The following is an 18173-nucleotide window of genomic DNA, read 5'->3' as shown; positions in this document are numbered from 1 at the left end:
AACCTTAAAAGAGGTAAAGATTATGCTTTCTCATCTCAGCCATAACTATATGCTTGGTGTTGGAGTTTTAATCTTTGCCTTTATTTTCTTTTATATGCCGATGGTTTACGCATTTATCACAATACGTAAGCAGCAGCGTAAACAAAATAAGTTGTAGTGAGTAGAGACCAAAGGCCCAAAATTTGGTCATGCATCAATAAAACTTAATTTTGTTTACACATTAAAAGCGTATAGTAGGGACATCTTCGTTTAAGAGATGTCAAATATAGATATATACAACGAAGAGAGAACAAAAATGTCTATCCTTAGTTGGGACGATTTTGAAGATGATTCGCAAAAACCGGCTGCACCTGAACTCAAGTCTACGCCCGTCAACACGGAAAAAACGACTGACGCGCAGAATGTATCTACTGCGCAGCCATCATCGCCGAGCGTGGCAGCTCCACAATCCGCTGGAACCCATTCCGTGCGACCAACAGTTGCCTCCGATACAGTGGCTAGAGCCGCTCAAGCCTTAGAACATTTAGACGTTGCCCCTGGCCTTGAAGAGCTAGAAATGGGTGCCCAACGTGTTCAAGTTGACGACAAAGCCATGATTAACTGTCGTGCAGACTTGAACCAACTTGTACCATTTAAATATGAATGGGCTTGGCAGAAATATCTTGACGGGTGTGCAAACCACTGGATGCCTCAAGAAGTTAATATGAACCATGACATCGCGCTTTGGAAGTCTGAAAATGGCTTAACTGAAGATGAGCGTACTATTGTTATGCGTTCTTTAGGTTTCTTCTCGACCGCAGACTCTTTGGTTGCAAACAACTTGGTATTGGCGATTTACCGTCATATTACTAACCCTGAATGCCGTCAGTACATCTTGCGTCAAGCGTTTGAAGAAGCAATTCACACTCACGCTTACCAATACTGTATCGAATCTTTAGGTATGGACGAAGGCGAAGTCTTCAACATGTACCGTGAAGTTCCATCGGTTGCACGTAAAGCAGCTTGGGGCTTGAAATATACTCAATCTTTAACTGATCCTAATTTCCACACAGGTACACCTGAAAACGACCAACGCTTACTTCGTAACTTGATCGCATTCTACTGTGTACTTGAAGGAATCTTCTTCTACTGTGGCTTTACTCAAATTTTGAGTATGGGTCGTCGTAACAAGATGAACGGTGTTGCTGAGCAATTCCAATACATCTTGCGTGATGAATCTATGCACTTGAACTTTGGTATCGACATGATTAACCAAATCAAGATTGAGAACCCTCACCTTTGGACTGCTGAGTTCCAACAAGAAGTGGTTCAAATGATTGTTGAAGGTACAATGCTTGAAATCGAATATGCACGTGACACGATGCCACGCGGTGTATTGGGTATGAACGCAAGCATGATGGAAGAATACTTGAAATTCATCTGTAACCGTCGTTTATCTCAGTTAGGTTTACCAGAGCAATTTGCTGGTGTAACGAATCCATTTGCGTGGATGTCTGAGATGATGGACTTACGTAAAGAGAAGAACTTCTTCGAAACTCGCGTAACTGACTACCAAACTGGTGGTGCTTTGAGCTGGTAAGTTTAAGCATCTGAAAGAAAAAACCGCTATCTATAGCGGTTTTTTCTTGGCTTGTATTTATTAGACTTTTTTCAACATGCTGAGTCTTGGCCATATATGTATAAAGCTTTACCAATTTTACTAAATTGCCAGCCTCTTTATATATCCCTTACCACTTTCTCACTTAAATTAATTTTAAATGAGTTTAATGAAAAATTTACTGATTCTATAGTCACTTTTTACAGAATCCACTATCACACCATTAAAATTTATAAATGGATATTAATTAATTGATTTTATTCCACTACAGGCATCAATGTATTGATTAGTATTTTCTATAAAGCAGTATATGTATCTCACCCTTCACTATTAAGGAATAAAATAAATTTAAGAGCAAAATTATTAATATCTAAATCAATTAGTTTAGGCACCCATAATAATGGATCTATACTGTTAAAGCATATTTAACAATAATCGATATTCCAGATAGCAGTACAATAAAATTAATAATTTTCAAGAATTGCTGTTTAGACAATTTGAGTGTAATTCGCTTGCCAATGAATGCCCCTATCAACATTGATGGGATAAACAGAAGGGCAAGTGAAAATAAATTATCCGAAAAGTAGACGCCCGCTGTAGTAAATAGAATGACTCGAAAAACCGTACTACATCCAATTAATGTAGTTTGAGTGACACGGATTTTTTCTGGAGTTTCGATTCGTCCATTAAGGTAAATCGCATATAAAAATCCACCGCTACCAAACATGGCTCCTAAGAAACCACCAGATAATCCAAAAGGAAAAACAAATTTTTTCTCTAGTTTTTTCTGTGGTTTAAAGCCACTTAATGAGTAAATAGCATATAAAAGAGTAAATATACCAAACGCTAGAAGTGCATAACTTGCATTAACTCTCATCAGCAGTATAAAGCCAAGAAAACTACCGACAAACATAAGTGGTATTAGAAATTTTAATTCAGAAAAGTCTGCTTTCTTACCATCTTTAATGACATTCGAAATGGCAGCGAACATATCTAGTAAGGCTAACAGTGGAATAATTTGTGAGAGAGGTAAAAAGTTAAGTAATACAGGACTCGCAATTAATGCAGTGCCAAAACCAACCATTCCAAAGATAATATAAGAGCAAACTATTGTTATTAACATTATTGAAAGTTGCAGTACTGAAAAATCTTCTAAAAGATACATTTAAAATTCCATTTTTGATTTTTAACCAAGCCAAACTACACTAAAATATAAATTATCACATAAATATTAGATAATTTTATCAAACATTAAAATATTTAATACTCATTTTTTTTGATTATTTCTTTGTTATAAAAATTTCGCTGTAAAAATAAATTTCATTATAAAAGGAAATTCAAAAATGAACTCTAAAGTAATCATCAATGGAAATGTTGATTGTAAAGAAACTATTAGTGCTGAGTTAGATGAATTCATTACTAAAATGGATGATCATGAAATTTTCCAAAACAATTATTTCAAGCATTTAACTTCTACGTCTTGGACGCCAGAATCATATATCTTATTTCGTGACAACTTCTTCTATCGTACAGAGCTAACCGTAAAAGGGATTGCCCATGTATGTTCACGATCTGCTTTTGAAAATGATATGGACACTCTAGTCCTATTCACCCACATCTTAAGTGAAGAAACTGGTATGGGTGAAAAAGCCAAGTGCCATGAAATCTTTATGGAGAATGCGCTCAATGTATTTGGCGCTGCAGAATACAATCTTCCAGAGATGAAGGTTCAACAAGCTAAAAATAGTGATCGAATCATCGCAGAGACATTACAGTATCGAGATACTATCCAAGGTTTGATTACAGGCAGTTATCCTCGCATGTTGGGAGCAGTAATGGCCCTAGAAAACCATGCTGATAAGATGCTTACCGTATTCCGTGAAGCGTTCCGATTCAATAACAAAAACCTTGATCCAAATGAATTCGTTAAGAAGGTTGAGGTCTATTTTAATGCCCATATCGAAAATGGCGTCGAAGATCGTCACGCTCAAGATGCTAAACAGTGTGTCCATAACAACTGTAATAATAAAGAAGACCTTGATGAGATTAAGTTTGGTGCAAATGAAACATTGAAAGCCCAGCTTAAGATGTGGAATGCAATGTTTGATCAAGCTGTATCACTTTAATTAAAACGGATTTTGAGATTTCACAATGCAAAACTTAGGTATTTCACAAGCAGCCTTGAATTTACGTGAATCAATTACACACGGAACTAAGGCAAAAATTCTAGAATTAAATAAAAAGTCTAGCGCAGATGATCAGGTCATTGATTTAAGTATTGGTACATTGGATGAAAAGACCAATAGCGGCATTGATGATGCGGTTAAGAGTTATATTTCAAATCATGCTGCAATTATCCATGAGTTTGCCCCAGTTAAAGGCTTCCCTTTCTTAAGAAAGTCTATTGCTGAGCGTGTGAAGCGTTTACGAGACATTAGCTTCAACCCAGATACTGAAATTATGGTCACTCCTGGCGGTATTAAAGGAGCTATCACCGTGGTATTCCATACACTTCTAAATCCAGACGATGAAGTGATTTACCCAGTACCAAACTGGCCTCATTACGCTGACATGATTGAATTGCACTTAGGTAAAGCTAAACCAATCTATGTCAAAGACTTTTATAACCAAGCAATTGATATAGTTGAGTTAGAAAAAACCATTACAGATAAGACCAAAATTATCATTCTTGGTGACTGCCTAAACCCTTCTGGAAAAATTTATACTCGTGATGAATTAGAATCGATTTCAAAAGTGATTTTGACTGCCAATGCCAAACGTTTATCAAAAGGTCTAAGCCCAATCTATGTGCTTTTTGATTGCCCTTATGAATCACATATTTTGAATACTAAGCCTGCAAACATTTCAAATATTACACAGCAGTTTAAAGCCCAGACACACTCTATGTGGGACTACACCATTTATATCACTGGTCCCGGTAAAACCTATGGAATGCATGGCGACCGATCTGGATATATTTGTGCTTCGGACAAACTGATTAAAGTTATGGAAAAGGTACAGGTGAACTTAAACTCATTTGCTTCGACTTATGCCCAAATTGCGACACATGAAGCAATGCAAGAATACATGGATGACGTTGCAAAGAAACGTGCGATAGTTGCCAGACAGAACATGCAGACATTCATTGAAGACTTGAAAAGCTGCACTGGTTTAGAAGTGACTGAGCCTGAAGGTGGATTTTTCTTATTCTTGGATTTGTCAAAGTATGGTGAAAAAATCCAAAAGTTAGGATTTGATTCAGCCGATCAATATCTTTTGGAAACAGCAAAAGTTGCTTCTATTGGAGGCATGCATTTTGGTGAAAACATCGATAGCCTCAGACATTACATTCGCATGAATTGTGGACGTGACCCAGTGACTCTAAAGGCAGCAGCAGCACGTATTAAAGAAGCCCTTCAGAAATTGAACTAACTCATATTATTCAGGAAGTTAATTTTTAACTTCCTGAATTTACATTTTTATGGACGATATTACTTTGAAAAAGTTCTGTATCATTGGAATGGGATTCTCAGGTACGTGTACCTTCATTAGCTTTGTAAAAAAATTACTGAATCAAGATATTGATCATAAGTCATGCTCTATTACTCTTGTTGAAATGCGTGAATCTATTGGACATGGGAATCCATACGACAAAGACGAATTATTGGCTGGCCATCTGTGTAATAACCCTGCCCATTCAATGTCGCTTTGGGATAACGACTTTGTGGATTGGATGGCAAAAAATAAAGATCACCTAATTACTCATTATCCCCATCTAGTTTATAAGAAATCTTTGAATGGTGAACCACAAGTCTTCCCCGATCCTAATGCCTTTTATCCTAGAGCTTTATTTGGTATCTATCTCAATGATAGATTCAAAAAATACTTAGAGTTAGCCAAAACAAATCATATAAAAGTTGAAATTTACAATGGCTATGAAGCTATCGATGGCTACGAAGCTAAAGATAGTTATAATCTCGTTATTAAGAATCAAAACTCAAATCAAACAATTGAATTAAAAGGATTTTATAAACTATTGCTGACTATCGGGCACTGGACTGCAAGTAGTTTAGTCTCCGAACACAGTTTATTCATAAAACCATACCCTTTTCAAAAAGTCTTAATGAGACTTAACCAAATTACAAGACAAGATCATAAGCCAAATGTTCTTGTGCGTGGTATGGGCCCTAGTGGTGTTGATACGGTCATCACCCTATTTAGTGAAGGATCGTTTGTAACTGAAAATGGAGCCTTCTCGAGCTATCAGAAGGCAGAGACAGATGAAAACTTCAAAGCGTATGTTGTCAGTCGTTCAGGATACTTCCCTGCGGTACGAGGCAATAAACCTAACTATGACTTTAAATATTTCACTCATGAATCTTTCACCGAGTTACAGCAGTACTTAAATCAGGTTTTATCACTAGATGATATTCTTCATCTGCTTGACCTTGAGCTTAAAAATGCAACTAATGGTGAAGTTTCATTCAATGATTTGTGCAACTTGAAATTTGCAAATGCTTATGAAAAGTTGAAATATGATCTGGAGCACCAAGAGCTGAATGACTTAATTAATATGATCATTCTTAAAATACGAAGAATGAAGTTTTACCGCTATTTAAGCAGTCATGATAAAAAACGCTATGACCAAGAATTTGATCACTTATTTATTCGTCTTGCCGTACCAATTCCACTGGAAAATGCACAAAAGCTGAAATGCCTATTTGAAGCTGGTTTACTTCAATCAATTAAAGTTGGCTATAACAGCAAACCTCTAAAGATGATGGATAGCCGTGTACAGCTTACTGATCATCTGGGGTATTTATTTGATTTTGATCTTGTGGTGAATACGATCAGTCAAGACTTTGATATCTATAAACATCCCTCAGCTTTGGTTAAATCATTATTAAAGCAAAAGAATATTGTCCCGAATATGGAGGATGAATATAACACTGGAGGTTTAATGCTAGATGGCTTCGAGACCTACAAACTTATGGAAAACCGTAGAGGGTCTATAAAGCCCTCTGAGTATTTTTACTCTTTTGGTGTACTTACCAGATACTGGCAGAATGAACGTAATTTTTCCAAAGCGATTGTTGATGCGGCTGATTCTGTATCGACTGATTGGGTTGAATTGTTTCAAAAGCATCTCAGTGAACCCATATTTACGCCAGAACAACTTTATAAAATTAGTTAATCGGACGAGGAAAATGATCAATGGAAATGCATCAGTTTTGTTATGACCGTGATATTAGGATAGTGCTGTGCAATTTAAAAGATAGCCTGTTTCCTTTTCATAGGCATACTCATATTCCCGATCTTGTATACTGCTCAAAAGGTGCTATTCAGGTTGAGTTACCAGATTTGCAGCAGAAATACATTGTTAATCAGGGAAACTTTTTTCAAATTCCCCCTAATGTTAGACACAGATTTGCAAATAAAGATATTGAGGTTGAAAGCCGTTATATCATTCTTCAAATTGGAGAGTTTAGTATTGAATTTTTTAAAAATATTGAAGAAATAGAACCTCTACTTGCCAATATTGAACCTAAAACACGACTGAGCTCAGATATTTTTATTAAGGACTATAACGCTGACATTCAATATATTATTGAAGACTTTAAAAACAATAGAAAAAAGGAAATTAGTACTGAGGAACAAGCCGACATTATTCAAGCATTAGAAGTATTTTTGCAGAATGGATATAAGTCAAAATTTCCAGAGAAATCGTACTTTTTCGCTTAATCCAACTGCGTGTTAGTCATGCAAAGCATAGTCATATATTCAAGCGGGCTCCTGAAGTTGCTTGTTATAACTTATGCTTTGCATTTCCTGTAATCGTGAATAGGTTCTTTGAAATTCAAATTTAAGCCTCTCGCCTTTATATAATTGATTTAATGGTTGTGAAGCAGCAAAGTATAGTTTGATTTTTTGATCATAAAGTTCATCAATCAAATAAATAAAACGTCTCACGGTATCATAAATTCTATCTGTTAGATCACCAATTCCACTGATGAGAACATAATCATATTGCGTTGCTATCTCAATATAATCAGCTGGGCTTCTGGCTTCCCGACAAAGGTTTTCGAAGTCGAACCAAATCACATTCTTATAGCAAGATTTAACCTCTACTGATCTGTGGTTGATCATGATGCTAGTCTTGAGTTCTTTCTGGTTATTTGTAAGTTGCTGATAAACCGAATGAAGCCATTGTTCTGATTCTTCATTTAATGGAAATCTATAGAAATCATCATTGGCGTTGCTTTCTTTTATGGTTCTATAATCTAGTTGATTACCGATCTTCAAGACGGTGCAATTCTTATTGATATGATCTATGGTCTCTAAAAATCTATCGCGATTTAAGCCATCTTTATAAAGATCCTTCGGATCAATATTCGAGGTAGCAACCAATATTACTTTCTTTGAAAATAGCAGATTAAATAGATTTGAAAGTATCATTGCATCAGCAACATTTGATACAAAAAACTCATCGAAGCAAATGAGCTTATACTTGCTTGCTATGTCATTAGCGATCAGTTTTAAAGGATCTTTATTTCCCCGATAGCCAATAAGTTGTTTGTGAACATCTTTTAAAAAATGATGAAAATGTACTCTCAATTTCTTTTTAAAATTTAGAGAGTTATAGAATAAATCCATAATCCAGGTCTTGCCTGTTCCTACACTCCCCCACATATATAAACCTTTAATCTGGGGACTAAAGAAATGATTAGACTGGTTTTCAATTTTATTCCAAATCTCATTTAATTTTTCAATAGCTTGTCGCTGAGATGGATCTGCAAGAACAACACCATTATTAATCATAGAGTTATATATATCGAGTGGACTTTGACCCTCATGCTTAAGCATCTTCATTCCCTACGGTAGCCAAGATTGTTGTTGAGTGCTTAATAATAATATCATTCATTATTAAAACTTCTGGAGAAAGATAAGAGAGTTGATGCCAATATAATGGAATCTTAATTCTATATTCTTTTGAAATTTCTTTTATGCCCTGATTCGATAAATCCTGATTCATTTTGCATATAGGTATTATTCCGTAGCCCATATTACAAGAAAGTCCAGAAATATAAGAGTCAGTAGAAGGAATAATATGAAAAGGAATCATTGATTTTGTTAGTCCAAAATTAGATTCTAAAAAATCAAAATATATTCTTTCATTCTCATTAAACAAAACTAAAGGAGCTAAACGCAGACTCTCTCTATTAATTCCATTTTTAAACCATTTATTAATAAAAGTCTCTGAGGCAACAAGACAATAAACCATATTCCCTAAATATACACTCGTACAACCTCTAATTATCTCAGACTCTGAAGTAATGCAGGCCTGAACTTCTCCTCTTTTTAAAAGTTCTATGGTATTGCAAAGGGTATCAATCTTTATGTCTATTGTAATAGCCTCAGAAAGACAGTACTTGGCTAATATAGGGAAAAGCAATGACTCAAATGTACCTATACTTGCAGCAATCGGTAATGGTTTAAATTTATTATTATTGATGACTTTCTTTAAAAAAACATCCTCTAATAAAGAAGCTCGCTGAAGATAAGCAAATAACTCAGCACCAAATGGTGTTGGTTTACATGGTCTTTCCCTAACTAATAATACATTTCCTAATCTTTCCTCTAATAATCGAACTCTTTGAGAAATTGCTGACTGAGATACACATAATTTTTTACCAGCTTTTTCGAAACTTCCTGTTTCAACAACGGCCGAAAAGGCGTCGCATTTAATTTTGTCTAGCATTTTTAAATTTTATCTATATTAATTAAAATTATATTTCTTAATCATAGTAATGGGTATGGGAATACGAAATACTACAATTGTATTACTTATGCTAAATAATCATTATTTATTTTACTTAAATGAATAACACACATGTAATTAATTAGTAAAACTAATTAAACCCTCATTAAATTCAATATTAATTAAAATGCATGTAACTCACTACCAAACTGGTGATACGTTAAGCTGGTAAGTTCAGACATCTGCCGAAAAACGAGAATTGAAATTACTTAAAACAAAAGCCATCTCAGTGGATGGCTTTTGTGTTTATAAACTTAAATCATTTCACCCCAAGGTATACAAAGAGTCATTAACGCTCTTTTTTTAAGGCTTAGAGCTTTACAACAACTCTGCCTCTTATTTTTCCATCTAAAATTTCATTTGAAAAATTTAAGGCATCACTTAACTGAATCTCAGTCGTTACTGTTTCCAATTTTGTTTTATCTAATTCTTTAGCTAAACGCTCCCAAGCTTCTTTTCTTAGCTCGATTGGCGCCATAACACTGTCAATTCCATATAAGGTAATTCCTCTCAGGATAAATGGAGCAACTGTTGCAGGAAAATCCATTCCACCAGCCAGACCACACGCAGCAACTGCACCACGATATTTTGTACTAGCACAAGCATTGGCTAAAGTATGACTGCCCACAGTATCAATCACACCTGCCCAGATTTCCTTGTTTAACGGCTTTCCTTGTGAAGATAATTCAGCACGATCAATAATTTCGCTTGCCCCTAAACTCGTTAAATATTCTGTTTCTTGGGGTCTACCAGTTGATGCTGTAATTTCATAACCAAGATGACTCAAAATAATAATGGCAATACTACCTACTCCACCATTTGCACCTGTCACTAAAATTTTTCCATCACTTGGCTTGATTCCATGCTTTTGCAAGGCCATGACACACAGCATTGCGGTATAACCTGCTGTACCAATAATCATCGTATCCTTAAAAGAAAAAGCAGAAGGTTTCTGTATGAGCCAATCACCTGAAACCGTCACTTGTTCAGCTAATCCGCCAGAATATTTTTCACCAACACCCCAGCCATTTAATAGAACTTCATCTCCTTCTTTCCATGCTGGATGTTTTGATTCAATTACAACACCTGAAAAATCTATGCCTGGTGTTAATGGAAAACTACGAACTACTGGAGAACGCCCAGTAATGGCTAAAGCATCTTTATAATTTAATGTTGAATATTTTACTTCAACTGTTACCTCTCCTTCCTGCAAAGACTTTGGAGTAATCTCAGTAACCTTTGCCAGATAACCAGCATCATCTTTAGTAATTACGATACCTGTGTACATGAAAATATCCTCTTTATTTAATTAGACCAATTGTCTAGAATTAATTAAAAATAAATGCATGTTATGCATTTATTTTTAATTAGTTTCTTATGTTATTGAGTTGTTCTACACCTAATGTAAACAAACGATAAAATGCTTCTAGAGGACTCGTAGACTTGATTAACCGAGCTCTAAGAACTGCGCCTTCCCACCCAATCCAAAATTGGTAAGCCATTTCATCACAATCTGTTAAGTTATATTGAGAGTAAAACTCATGCAAACAATCAGAAACCATTTTCTGCCAGACCTGAAAAATACTTTCTATTCGATCAATAATTTCAGGGGCTAAATAAGAAACCTCTTGCCCTAAATTTCCCAGAATACAACCTCGCTTAAAATCATATTTCTGTAGCTTTTCTCCAGCATCATTTACAAAGTTTTGTAGTTTTTCTAGAGGAGGTAGATCTGGTTGACTTAAAAACTTATTCAATCGTCTCACAAAATAAATTTCGTAAGCCTTTAAGACTTCTAAAATAAATGCCTCTTTGTTTTCAAAATAATGATAAAAAGAGCCTTTAGGAATTTGAATAGGCTTCATTAAATCATCTAAACTCATGGCATTCATTCCACGTTCTGTAAGCAATTCAATACCACGACGTATTAATACATCTTTAGTATCTGCATAATTGCTTCCATGCTTAGTGGGCCGACCACGTGGTCTTTTGGGTAAGTTTGAATAGTTCATATTTACAAAATAGACCATCCATCTAGAAATAGCAATCTTGTTAGATTAAAATTGATTTCAACAACTTATATAATTTTTTCTGACAATGACTTTCGAAATTTTTAGATACTTTGTGATCTTCAACTTTTTTAAAAAAAGTATAATGTAGACTTATTTAAAATTAATTAGTTTTTTAAATCAAAAAGATAAAATGTAAAAATCATTTTAAACTTAAGCTTTGTGCTCTTTAATAGAAGTTTAGATTTTCATTTTTAACTTCAATATTTAGGATAATTTTTAAGTATTTTCTAACTCTATACAGTGAGTTCCGACTGTAGGGACTTACCCAGCTTTTTATTCGTTACATCATTTTAAAGTGCAAAAAATTAGAAACTTTAAGTAGAAATATCAAGCTCCTCCACTTAGCGATAACAACAGAGATAAAATCATGTATAAACGAATTTTAGGTGTAGTTTTTGGGACTACGCTTGCATGCTTTCAAGCACAAGCAGCCCAGTTCAAATGCCAAGACGATGTAAAACCTACACCTGTTACTGCCGAGGAACAAAAGCTGGTCGACCAGTTCTGGGCCGAATCACTGGTCTATTTAGACCAATATCTAAAAGCTCTTGAGACACCTACTGGTCAGTGCAAGGACTCAGCACAAGCAACGACCCAAACATATTCTTCCGAAACAGGAAAAGCACAAACACGTTGCATCATGAAGTACCGAGATGTAGAACTGGTTGCAAAACACCTCAAGGCTGTACTAGCCGAGCCAGACAAAGCAAAGGCATGTTTCGACCCACAAAAGAATTATAAAGATTTCACACTCTACACCCCTAGCTCACAGGTACAAAATTTATCAGCAACCTCAAAATGGATTAACCGTCCATTGCTGACCGATTACTACAAAAAAATGGGTGGCACAATTGGCGCAGCAGGCTTAGAGTTGAACGAAAATTTCCTAGCCATTACATCACGGACCGATACTACTTCACATTGGACGAAGGATGTCAGCATCAAAGGACTACCAACACTTTGGTCTTCCGTAGGTTGGATTCCTTTTTACGCTGAGAACCCAAATGCGGGAAGCGACCGTTTCCGTGGCGGTTATCTTTATGCAGAGCTCATGGGTCCATGGGGTAACTTGCGGATTAAGGAAATTAATGGTGAAAAAGTCGGTGCAGAAATTGGCATGACCGTACAATTATTCAATACTTCTTATCCCTACCATTATCACCACCCTCAAGAGATCTACATGACATTAACCAAGCCGCAATGTATTGATCAAAATAAGTTTATGGTGATGCATTGGGACAGTGACCAGTTCAAACATAAACGCGGTGATAAAGGTTGGAATGTACAAATTGACGGGTCAAAAGGTAAATGGAAAAAATGGTTTTCCAATCAAGACCCAGACCAGAAGTGGCTAACCTACTTTGAACGTAATTCCATTCATGCATTCCATGCACTTGAGGGCTGTAATCAAACAATTCAAAATTCTGGTTTAGTCACAGTTTGGGCTCGTACAACTGGACAAGATAATGAGCAATCCACTCGGTTATGCCAACCTATCTCTGGTGATCCAAAAGATATAAAGAAAATGAAACCCGAAGAAAAGGTAATTTGTAAATTACACGACTGGAAACCTTAAGAATCCCTCCAAGTTCTTAGCAAAATAAGTCGTTGAAGAAGGCTTTTTTGCAAAAATATTTACAAGATAAATTTACTGCAAGCTCAATAGATGAGTTTGCAGTAAATCTAAAAATGTCGGCTTTAATACAACTCTAAATACCCAAACACAGCCCTTTCAACTCGCTGCTGTAAAGAGAAGAAGTTCTCTAGAACACGCAAGAAATCATAATTTCTTAAATATAATCAATCTTTACTCGAGTACAAAACTGAGCCAACTAAAACTGCTTGTCCTGCAATACTGACACGTAAAATTGAATCTGTTTTCTCAACTGTCACTAAAACTCGCCCAGGTCTTTGCATTGCGAGACCTTGATAGCCCCAATAGCTAACTTTCTGATCACATTCGATTAAATCGTGATGAACAAGGTACGCTCCCGCTGGACCATTTGCATTACCAGTTACAGGATCTTCATTTATACCGATTGCAGGTGCAAACATTCGACCATAAGTAACAGGTTCTTGCGCACTACCTTCCAACACAAAGGGGAAAAAACCATTGCAACCTATTTCAGCGCTAATGGCTTTCAGTTTTTCATTATTCGGAGTTAATCCATCAAGCTTACTTCGGCTCAGCATTGGTACCATCACCTTGGAATGCCCCGTCGTGACAACTTGTATTGGTAAATCCGAAAAATCACTTTCACTCACACCCAGTGCGCTTGCAAGTTCACTCCGTTGCCTCGCATTAAAAGGTGGTAAAAACTCTACGCGACCTTGGGTCATTTTCACCAGTAACTCTTCTGGACTTCCAAATATTGAAACCGGTAAATGACCAGCTCCTGTTTTTGCGATTAATGGATAGTCTGAGTGGTGGCCTGAAGATGCACGTAAAAAATGAGTAGCGATCGTCGCATGTCCACAGATCGGGACTTCATGTGTAGGGGTAAAATATCGAACATGTATGTCATGGCTTTGATCTTTAGGTGACAAAACAAAGGCAGTTTCTGAATACCCTGCGAATGCAGCAATATCTTGCATCTCTTGAGTTGAAAGATGGTCAGCATCTAGAACAACCCCTGCTCGATTTCCTGTATTTGGTTGGGTGGTAAATGCATCAACTACATAAATGGTCGTCATGGCAGAACTCCTCTGTTGTTAATATTGTGATCTCAGAAATAGCTCCTGCCATAACCAGAAAATCTTATTTAATTGCAACGACACATGCCTTAGCTCTAAAAGGTTTATAGTCGTCTCATATAATGAGTTTTGAGTCTTTGTAATGGTTGTTTGAATTGTATAAATCTAAACATCGGCGATACTATAGTTTTTATTGCAAACGCATTTTCTAAATATGGAAAGGTATGAACTGGGACGATACTAAAATTTTGTTAGCTATTGGGCGAACTGGCGGGTTGAGCCGCAGTGCAAAATTGCTTGGTATTAGTGTTTCTACCGTACATCGCAGAGCTGTTGAACTAGAGAAAAGTCTCAATGCGATTCTTTTTTCTCGAGACAGTGATGGCTATACACTCACCCATGTTGGAAAACATTTTTTTGCTTTGGCTGAAAAAGCTGAAGAGCATTTAATAGCGATGGAACGGTACAACGATCAGGGTCAACAATCATTGTTCCGCATTGCTTTACCTGAGTTAATCGGGCAACAGTTGCTTCAATCAAAGCTAACAGCATTGCAACTAAAGCATCCAGATTTACAATTAGAGATATCAACGAGTGTCGTTCCTGTTGATTTTTCTCGACGGGAAGCTGACATTATTCTTCGACTTGTTCGACCAGAAAGTGGGCGTTACATCATTCGACGCCTTGGCCAACTAGAATATGGACTTTATTGCAGTAAAGATTATCTCGCCAGTTTCACAGAGCATGCTGAAACGGCTGATGATTTACTGAATCATCGTATAATCGGTTGGGACAGAAGCCTTCAATATACGTTCTTAGCCCAATGGATGCGTGAACTCACCCAAGATGCAGCCCCTGCTTTGTCTTTTGATAACATGCACTCGCAACTACGAGCAGTCATTGAAGGACAAGGAATTACAGCCCTGCCTTATTTTGTTGCAAAGGCTTCTGGTTTAGTACCCATACTACCTGAGCAAACATTAAAACAAGATCTGTGGTTAATGCGTCATTTAGATACTAAAGATAGTGACTATTCAACGTTGATTAGTGAGACAATTGAAAAAGAACTACAAGAATATATGTTGTGATAAGAATTAGCTTTTATTCTAATCTTGACTTTAAAAAAGAAATTTTAAGTTAAACCGAGTTATGTCTCGCTCAAGTTGTACAGAGTGATTGTTAGTCAAAATGATTGGCGAGAACTATCAAATCTGCTCATAAAAAAGCCGATTTGTATCAAAATCGGAATTTTGCTTTTTTTGTAGTAGATAAAAATTTTTAATACTCTGATTTTAAAAATCTTTTTTTAATACGGTTTCAAATAACGCCCATTCTGTTAAATGGATAGATGCTTTAATATCTTTAAATCATAGGATAATCTATTGATACCCTAATAAAAAAGCTTAATAAATGACCGCATATAAAGACTTTAGTGTTGATTATTTCAGTGATACTAGATATGAAAAGATTACGATAGAAATCTCATATAAAAACCAACTACTTTGTCAATTGAATAAAGATAAGGGGAATGCCAATATCGAAATTCAGTTTTTTCATGAGTGGAGAATATTACCAGATCAGGTAATATTCAAATTTCCATTAGAAGAGTTCATCAGTCTACTAAATGAATTGAAGCAAGACCTAATTTCTGCTTAATTTACACATACTTTTAAAAATTAAATATATTTTTGAAACACACTTCTAATTGAATGGTAGTTAAGTTTTCCTAAAATCAACATAATACAGCTTATGCAAAATTTAATTTTTATCTGATATAAATCAAAGTCTTAATGTTTTAAAAAAACCTAACTCATAGTGCTTGGGCTTTTTTATTTTTTCTACAAATATTTTAAAGAGAATTTATTTAAATCTAGAGATTTCAAAGTTCAATCGATAGGTCATGAAATTTATTAAGCATGTTTCTCTAATTCTTTTTCTAAACAGTTCTTGAAAATAAGGGTTTGTTAAAAAAATACTCAAGGCAACAATTAAATATACAATAGGCTTATTGTCGATCTGAAGTACCTTTAAAAGTTCAGAAAAGAACTCATCCACTAAATTAAAATAAGTTGAAGTTAATAGAGAAACAAATAAATAGAAAAAAATACGATAAAAATTTCTTTTAAACATAACCATTTCTCCACTAAATTATTCTAAGCGCATCAAAAATATAGCATAGTTAAAAACATTACCCACACAGATGAAGAATCTTTAAAATTCTTCTGTAACATTGGCTCATGTCTGCTAGCTCAAACCCAAATACCCAAATACAGCCTTTTCAACTCGCTGTTGTAAATTGTTTAAATCGCTTTCCCCGGCTATGCCTGCCGCGTTAATCATTCCTTTGCTTAAAGCAATTACATCTTGTGCGACTGTCTGGGCATGTGAAGTGCCAGAACGCGTAAAAAGATCAGAAATTATGATTTCAAGCTCGTGTTGAAGCTCACTTTCCTCAACATCTTTTCCAATAAGTTCAGAAGCAAATTCTAAGGTTCGTGCCAACTGCGGACGGCTCAATTGATGTTGCACAGCGGCTTTTATGATGAGTTTTAGTTTATCTTTTGAGTCTGCGGCATCACTTTGCTGTATAGCTTCAACGATATGATTTGATAGCTTCGCGCGTTCACGTCGAATTAGCTCGACGATTAAAGCCTCTTTAGATGGAAAGTATTGATATAGACTACCAATGCTTACGCCAGCAAGTTCAGCCACGGCATTTGTGTTAAATCCAGCAAAGCCTAACGACTCCAAAATGCGAGCAGCCGCCTCTAAAATAGCTTCAAAGGTAGCCACTGAGCGTGCTTGACGCGGGCGTTTTCGTGGGTCTGGGAGGGTTTCTGACATGGGCCGAAATGCGAGTATTTAATGTGAGTAATTACTCATATACTGACTGGGTCATTTTGATATGACAAGAAAATCCTGTCTTTTCAGTTGAACTACAACTCGCCTCAGTCATGGAGTGGTTATGCCTAGAACCTATACTTTTTTTATTCATTTAAGAGCTTTACCTGCTTGGTTGGCTTTAGCTCGTGAAAAGCGGGCTGAGTTTAGTGCACAAAAGCTTGAACCTATTTTTGAGAAGTACCCGACTGTAAAAGTTCGGTGGTATGACGTTGAAGCGTTTAGCACTAAAGCGAGTGATATTGCTGTGTTTGAGACGACATCTCTGCAAGATTATTATTTTGTAATTGATGCGATTCGAGATTCTGAATTTTGTACAGTGCCCTACTTTGAGTTTGTAGAGATTATTCCAGCAATTGAAGATGGGTATGTGGAGTATGAAAGTTCTTTATAGAAGGTGCAGATAAAAAACCGCTATCTAATAGCGGTTTTTTATTCAGTCTTTAAAATTTAAATTAAAGTATCAGTGATGAAACTAAATTATAAATACATCAGTTTTAATTAAATCATCCAAACTAGCCACATTTGTTTGATTATTTAAAATTAATAGCTTGGTAGCTGAATAATTCACATCATTTCCGTCTCTATCCAAACTTAGCGTAACTGTTGAACCGCTTTTTTCAAATGATACAAACTGATCCAGATTTTCTTTACTAGCTTGGCCAATGATTAAATCAGAAATATTGATTTTATCTCCTTGGGAAACCGTGAAGTCTGACCATGTATCAATGCCATTACCACCTGTAGCATCATTTCCCAAACCTTCTAAAATTTTGAAAATTGCAGTATCGGCACCCATTCCGCCATTCAATGTATCATTGCCAGCTCCACCATTCAGAAGATCATTACCATCTCCACCATTTAGAATGTCATTTCCAGCACCACCGATTAGACTATCCTTTCCAATATTACCTGTTAATGTATCACCACCAGTTGTACCAATAATCTCTAAACCTATCTTAGGGATATCTGAAGATATTATGGTCTGGTCAGAGAAAGTAAACTTCTCAATATCGTAATAAGTATTAAAGAAGCCCTTGATCGTAATCCCGTCACCTTCGTTATAACCAGATAGCTTCAGGTCAGTTCC

Annotated in this window: 19 protein-coding genes; 10 read left to right on the top strand and 9 right to left on the bottom strand. The window is 35.9% G+C overall.

The window, feature by feature from the left end:
- The first annotated feature begins 22 nt into the window (after positions 1 to 22).
- Together KTJ10_RS14400 and KTJ10_RS14395 are read left to right on the top strand one after the other, a co-directional pair.
- On the top strand, positions 23 to 157 hold the full coding sequence (locus tag KTJ10_RS14400; RefSeq protein WP_002120013.1) for a hypothetical protein: 135 nt from the start codon (positions 23 to 25) through the stop codon (positions 155 to 157).
- 138 nt (positions 158 to 295) lie between these two features.
- Complete coding sequence (locus tag KTJ10_RS14395; RefSeq protein ID WP_016802591.1) at positions 296 to 1579, top strand: ribonucleotide-diphosphate reductase subunit beta; 1284 nt, start codon at positions 296 to 298, stop codon at positions 1577 to 1579.
- A 424-nt stretch (positions 1580 to 2003) separates the two neighbouring features.
- Here the strand turns inward: KTJ10_RS14395 and KTJ10_RS14390 are convergent, their stop codons facing one another.
- Positions 2004 to 2762, bottom strand: coding sequence for a sulfite exporter TauE/SafE family protein (locus KTJ10_RS14390; RefSeq protein ID WP_206219045.1), 759 nt, complete (start codon positions 2760 to 2762; stop codon positions 2004 to 2006).
- A 178-nt stretch (positions 2763 to 2940) separates the two neighbouring features.
- Between KTJ10_RS14390 and KTJ10_RS14385 the strand changes: the two genes are divergently transcribed.
- Genes KTJ10_RS14385 through KTJ10_RS14370 form a run of 4 tightly spaced genes read left to right on the top strand, consistent with a single transcriptional unit; the run spans position 2941 to position 7339 of the window.
- A complete protein-coding gene (locus tag KTJ10_RS14385; RefSeq protein WP_262442297.1) occupies positions 2941 to 3723 on the top strand; it encodes an iron-containing redox enzyme family protein in 783 nt (260 codons plus the stop codon).
- Between the two features lie 25 nt (positions 3724 to 3748).
- Positions 3749 to 5029, top strand: a complete 1281-nt coding sequence (locus tag KTJ10_RS14380) for a pyridoxal phosphate-dependent aminotransferase (RefSeq protein WP_262442296.1) — start codon at positions 3749 to 3751, stop codon at positions 5027 to 5029.
- Positions 5030 to 5078: 49 nt separating this feature from the next.
- Entirely contained in the window at positions 5079 to 6791 is a 1713-nt protein-coding gene (locus tag KTJ10_RS14375) for an FAD/NAD(P)-binding protein (RefSeq protein ID WP_262442295.1), read from the top strand.
- A 20-nt stretch (positions 6792 to 6811) separates the two neighbouring features.
- Positions 6812 to 7339 (top strand): cupin domain-containing protein, encoded by a 528-nt coding sequence (locus tag KTJ10_RS14370; protein WP_199978170.1) that lies wholly within the window; start codon positions 6812 to 6814, stop codon positions 7337 to 7339.
- A 39-nt stretch (positions 7340 to 7378) separates the two neighbouring features.
- On the opposite strand, the gene zapE is transcribed toward KTJ10_RS14370, so the two are convergent.
- The 4 genes from zapE to KTJ10_RS14350 form a co-directional block, all read right to left on the bottom strand.
- Entirely contained in the window at positions 7379 to 8461 is a 1083-nt protein-coding gene (gene zapE, locus KTJ10_RS14365; RefSeq protein ID WP_262442293.1) for a cell division protein ZapE, read from the bottom strand.
- On the bottom strand, positions 8454 to 9356 hold the full coding sequence (locus tag KTJ10_RS14360; RefSeq protein ID WP_199978168.1) for an ArgP/LysG family DNA-binding transcriptional regulator: 903 nt from the start codon (positions 9354 to 9356) through the stop codon (positions 8454 to 8456). Before KTJ10_RS14360 ends, zapE begins: the two co-directional genes overlap by 8 nt.
- Before the next feature lie 370 nt (positions 9357 to 9726).
- Positions 9727 to 10704 (bottom strand): MDR family oxidoreductase, encoded by a 978-nt coding sequence (locus KTJ10_RS14355; RefSeq protein ID WP_262442291.1) that lies wholly within the window; start codon positions 10702 to 10704, stop codon positions 9727 to 9729.
- Between the two features lie 79 nt (positions 10705 to 10783).
- A complete protein-coding gene (locus KTJ10_RS14350; protein WP_086265979.1) occupies positions 10784 to 11428 on the bottom strand; it encodes a TetR/AcrR family transcriptional regulator in 645 nt (214 codons plus the stop codon).
- 427 nt (positions 11429 to 11855) lie between these two features.
- Between KTJ10_RS14350 and dddY the strand changes: the two genes are divergently transcribed.
- Complete coding sequence (gene dddY, locus KTJ10_RS14345; RefSeq protein WP_262442289.1) at positions 11856 to 13064, top strand: dimethylsulfonioproprionate lyase DddY; 1209 nt, start codon at positions 11856 to 11858, stop codon at positions 13062 to 13064.
- A 224-nt stretch (positions 13065 to 13288) separates the two neighbouring features.
- On the opposite strand, the gene KTJ10_RS14340 is transcribed toward dddY, so the two are convergent.
- Positions 13289 to 14182 carry a PhzF family isomerase gene (locus KTJ10_RS14340; RefSeq protein ID WP_262442288.1) on the bottom strand — a complete coding sequence of 298 codons (894 nt, stop codon included), beginning with the start codon at positions 14180 to 14182 and terminating at the stop codon, positions 13289 to 13291.
- 224 nt (positions 14183 to 14406) lie between these two features.
- Between KTJ10_RS14340 and KTJ10_RS14335 the strand changes: the two genes are divergently transcribed.
- Positions 14407 to 15270, top strand: coding sequence for a LysR family transcriptional regulator (locus KTJ10_RS14335; RefSeq protein WP_262442287.1), 864 nt, complete (start codon positions 14407 to 14409; stop codon positions 15268 to 15270).
- A gap of 322 nt (positions 15271 to 15592) precedes the next feature.
- Positions 15593 to 15838, top strand: coding sequence for a hypothetical protein (locus KTJ10_RS14330; RefSeq protein WP_262442286.1), 246 nt, complete (start codon positions 15593 to 15595; stop codon positions 15836 to 15838).
- A 204-nt stretch (positions 15839 to 16042) separates the two neighbouring features.
- On the opposite strand, the gene KTJ10_RS14325 is transcribed toward KTJ10_RS14330, so the two are convergent.
- Both KTJ10_RS14325 and KTJ10_RS14320 read right to left on the bottom strand, forming a co-directional pair.
- Positions 16043 to 16312, bottom strand: a complete 270-nt coding sequence (locus KTJ10_RS14325; RefSeq protein WP_262442285.1) for a hypothetical protein — start codon at positions 16310 to 16312, stop codon at positions 16043 to 16045.
- 114 nt (positions 16313 to 16426) lie between these two features.
- A complete protein-coding gene (locus tag KTJ10_RS14320; protein ID WP_262442284.1) occupies positions 16427 to 17026 on the bottom strand; it encodes a TetR/AcrR family transcriptional regulator in 600 nt (199 codons plus the stop codon).
- 121 nt (positions 17027 to 17147) lie between these two features.
- On the opposite strand from KTJ10_RS14320, the gene KTJ10_RS14315 reads away from it, so the two are divergent.
- A complete protein-coding gene (locus KTJ10_RS14315; RefSeq protein ID WP_086355223.1) occupies positions 17148 to 17477 on the top strand; it encodes a darcynin family protein in 330 nt (109 codons plus the stop codon).
- A gap of 81 nt (positions 17478 to 17558) precedes the next feature.
- On the opposite strand, the gene KTJ10_RS14310 is transcribed toward KTJ10_RS14315, so the two are convergent.
- On the bottom strand, positions 17559 to 18173 hold a 615-nt coding region (locus tag KTJ10_RS14310), incomplete at its 5' end, for a type I secretion C-terminal target domain-containing protein (RefSeq protein ID WP_316249915.1).

The sequence above is a fragment of the Acinetobacter sp. WU_MDCI_Abxc222 genome (assembly GCF_025514755.1).
GTDB lineage: Bacteria > Pseudomonadota > Gammaproteobacteria > Pseudomonadales > Moraxellaceae > Acinetobacter > Acinetobacter geminorum.
Note: the sequence above shows the minus strand (reverse complement) of the source record. Positions and strands in the feature narration are given on the sequence as shown.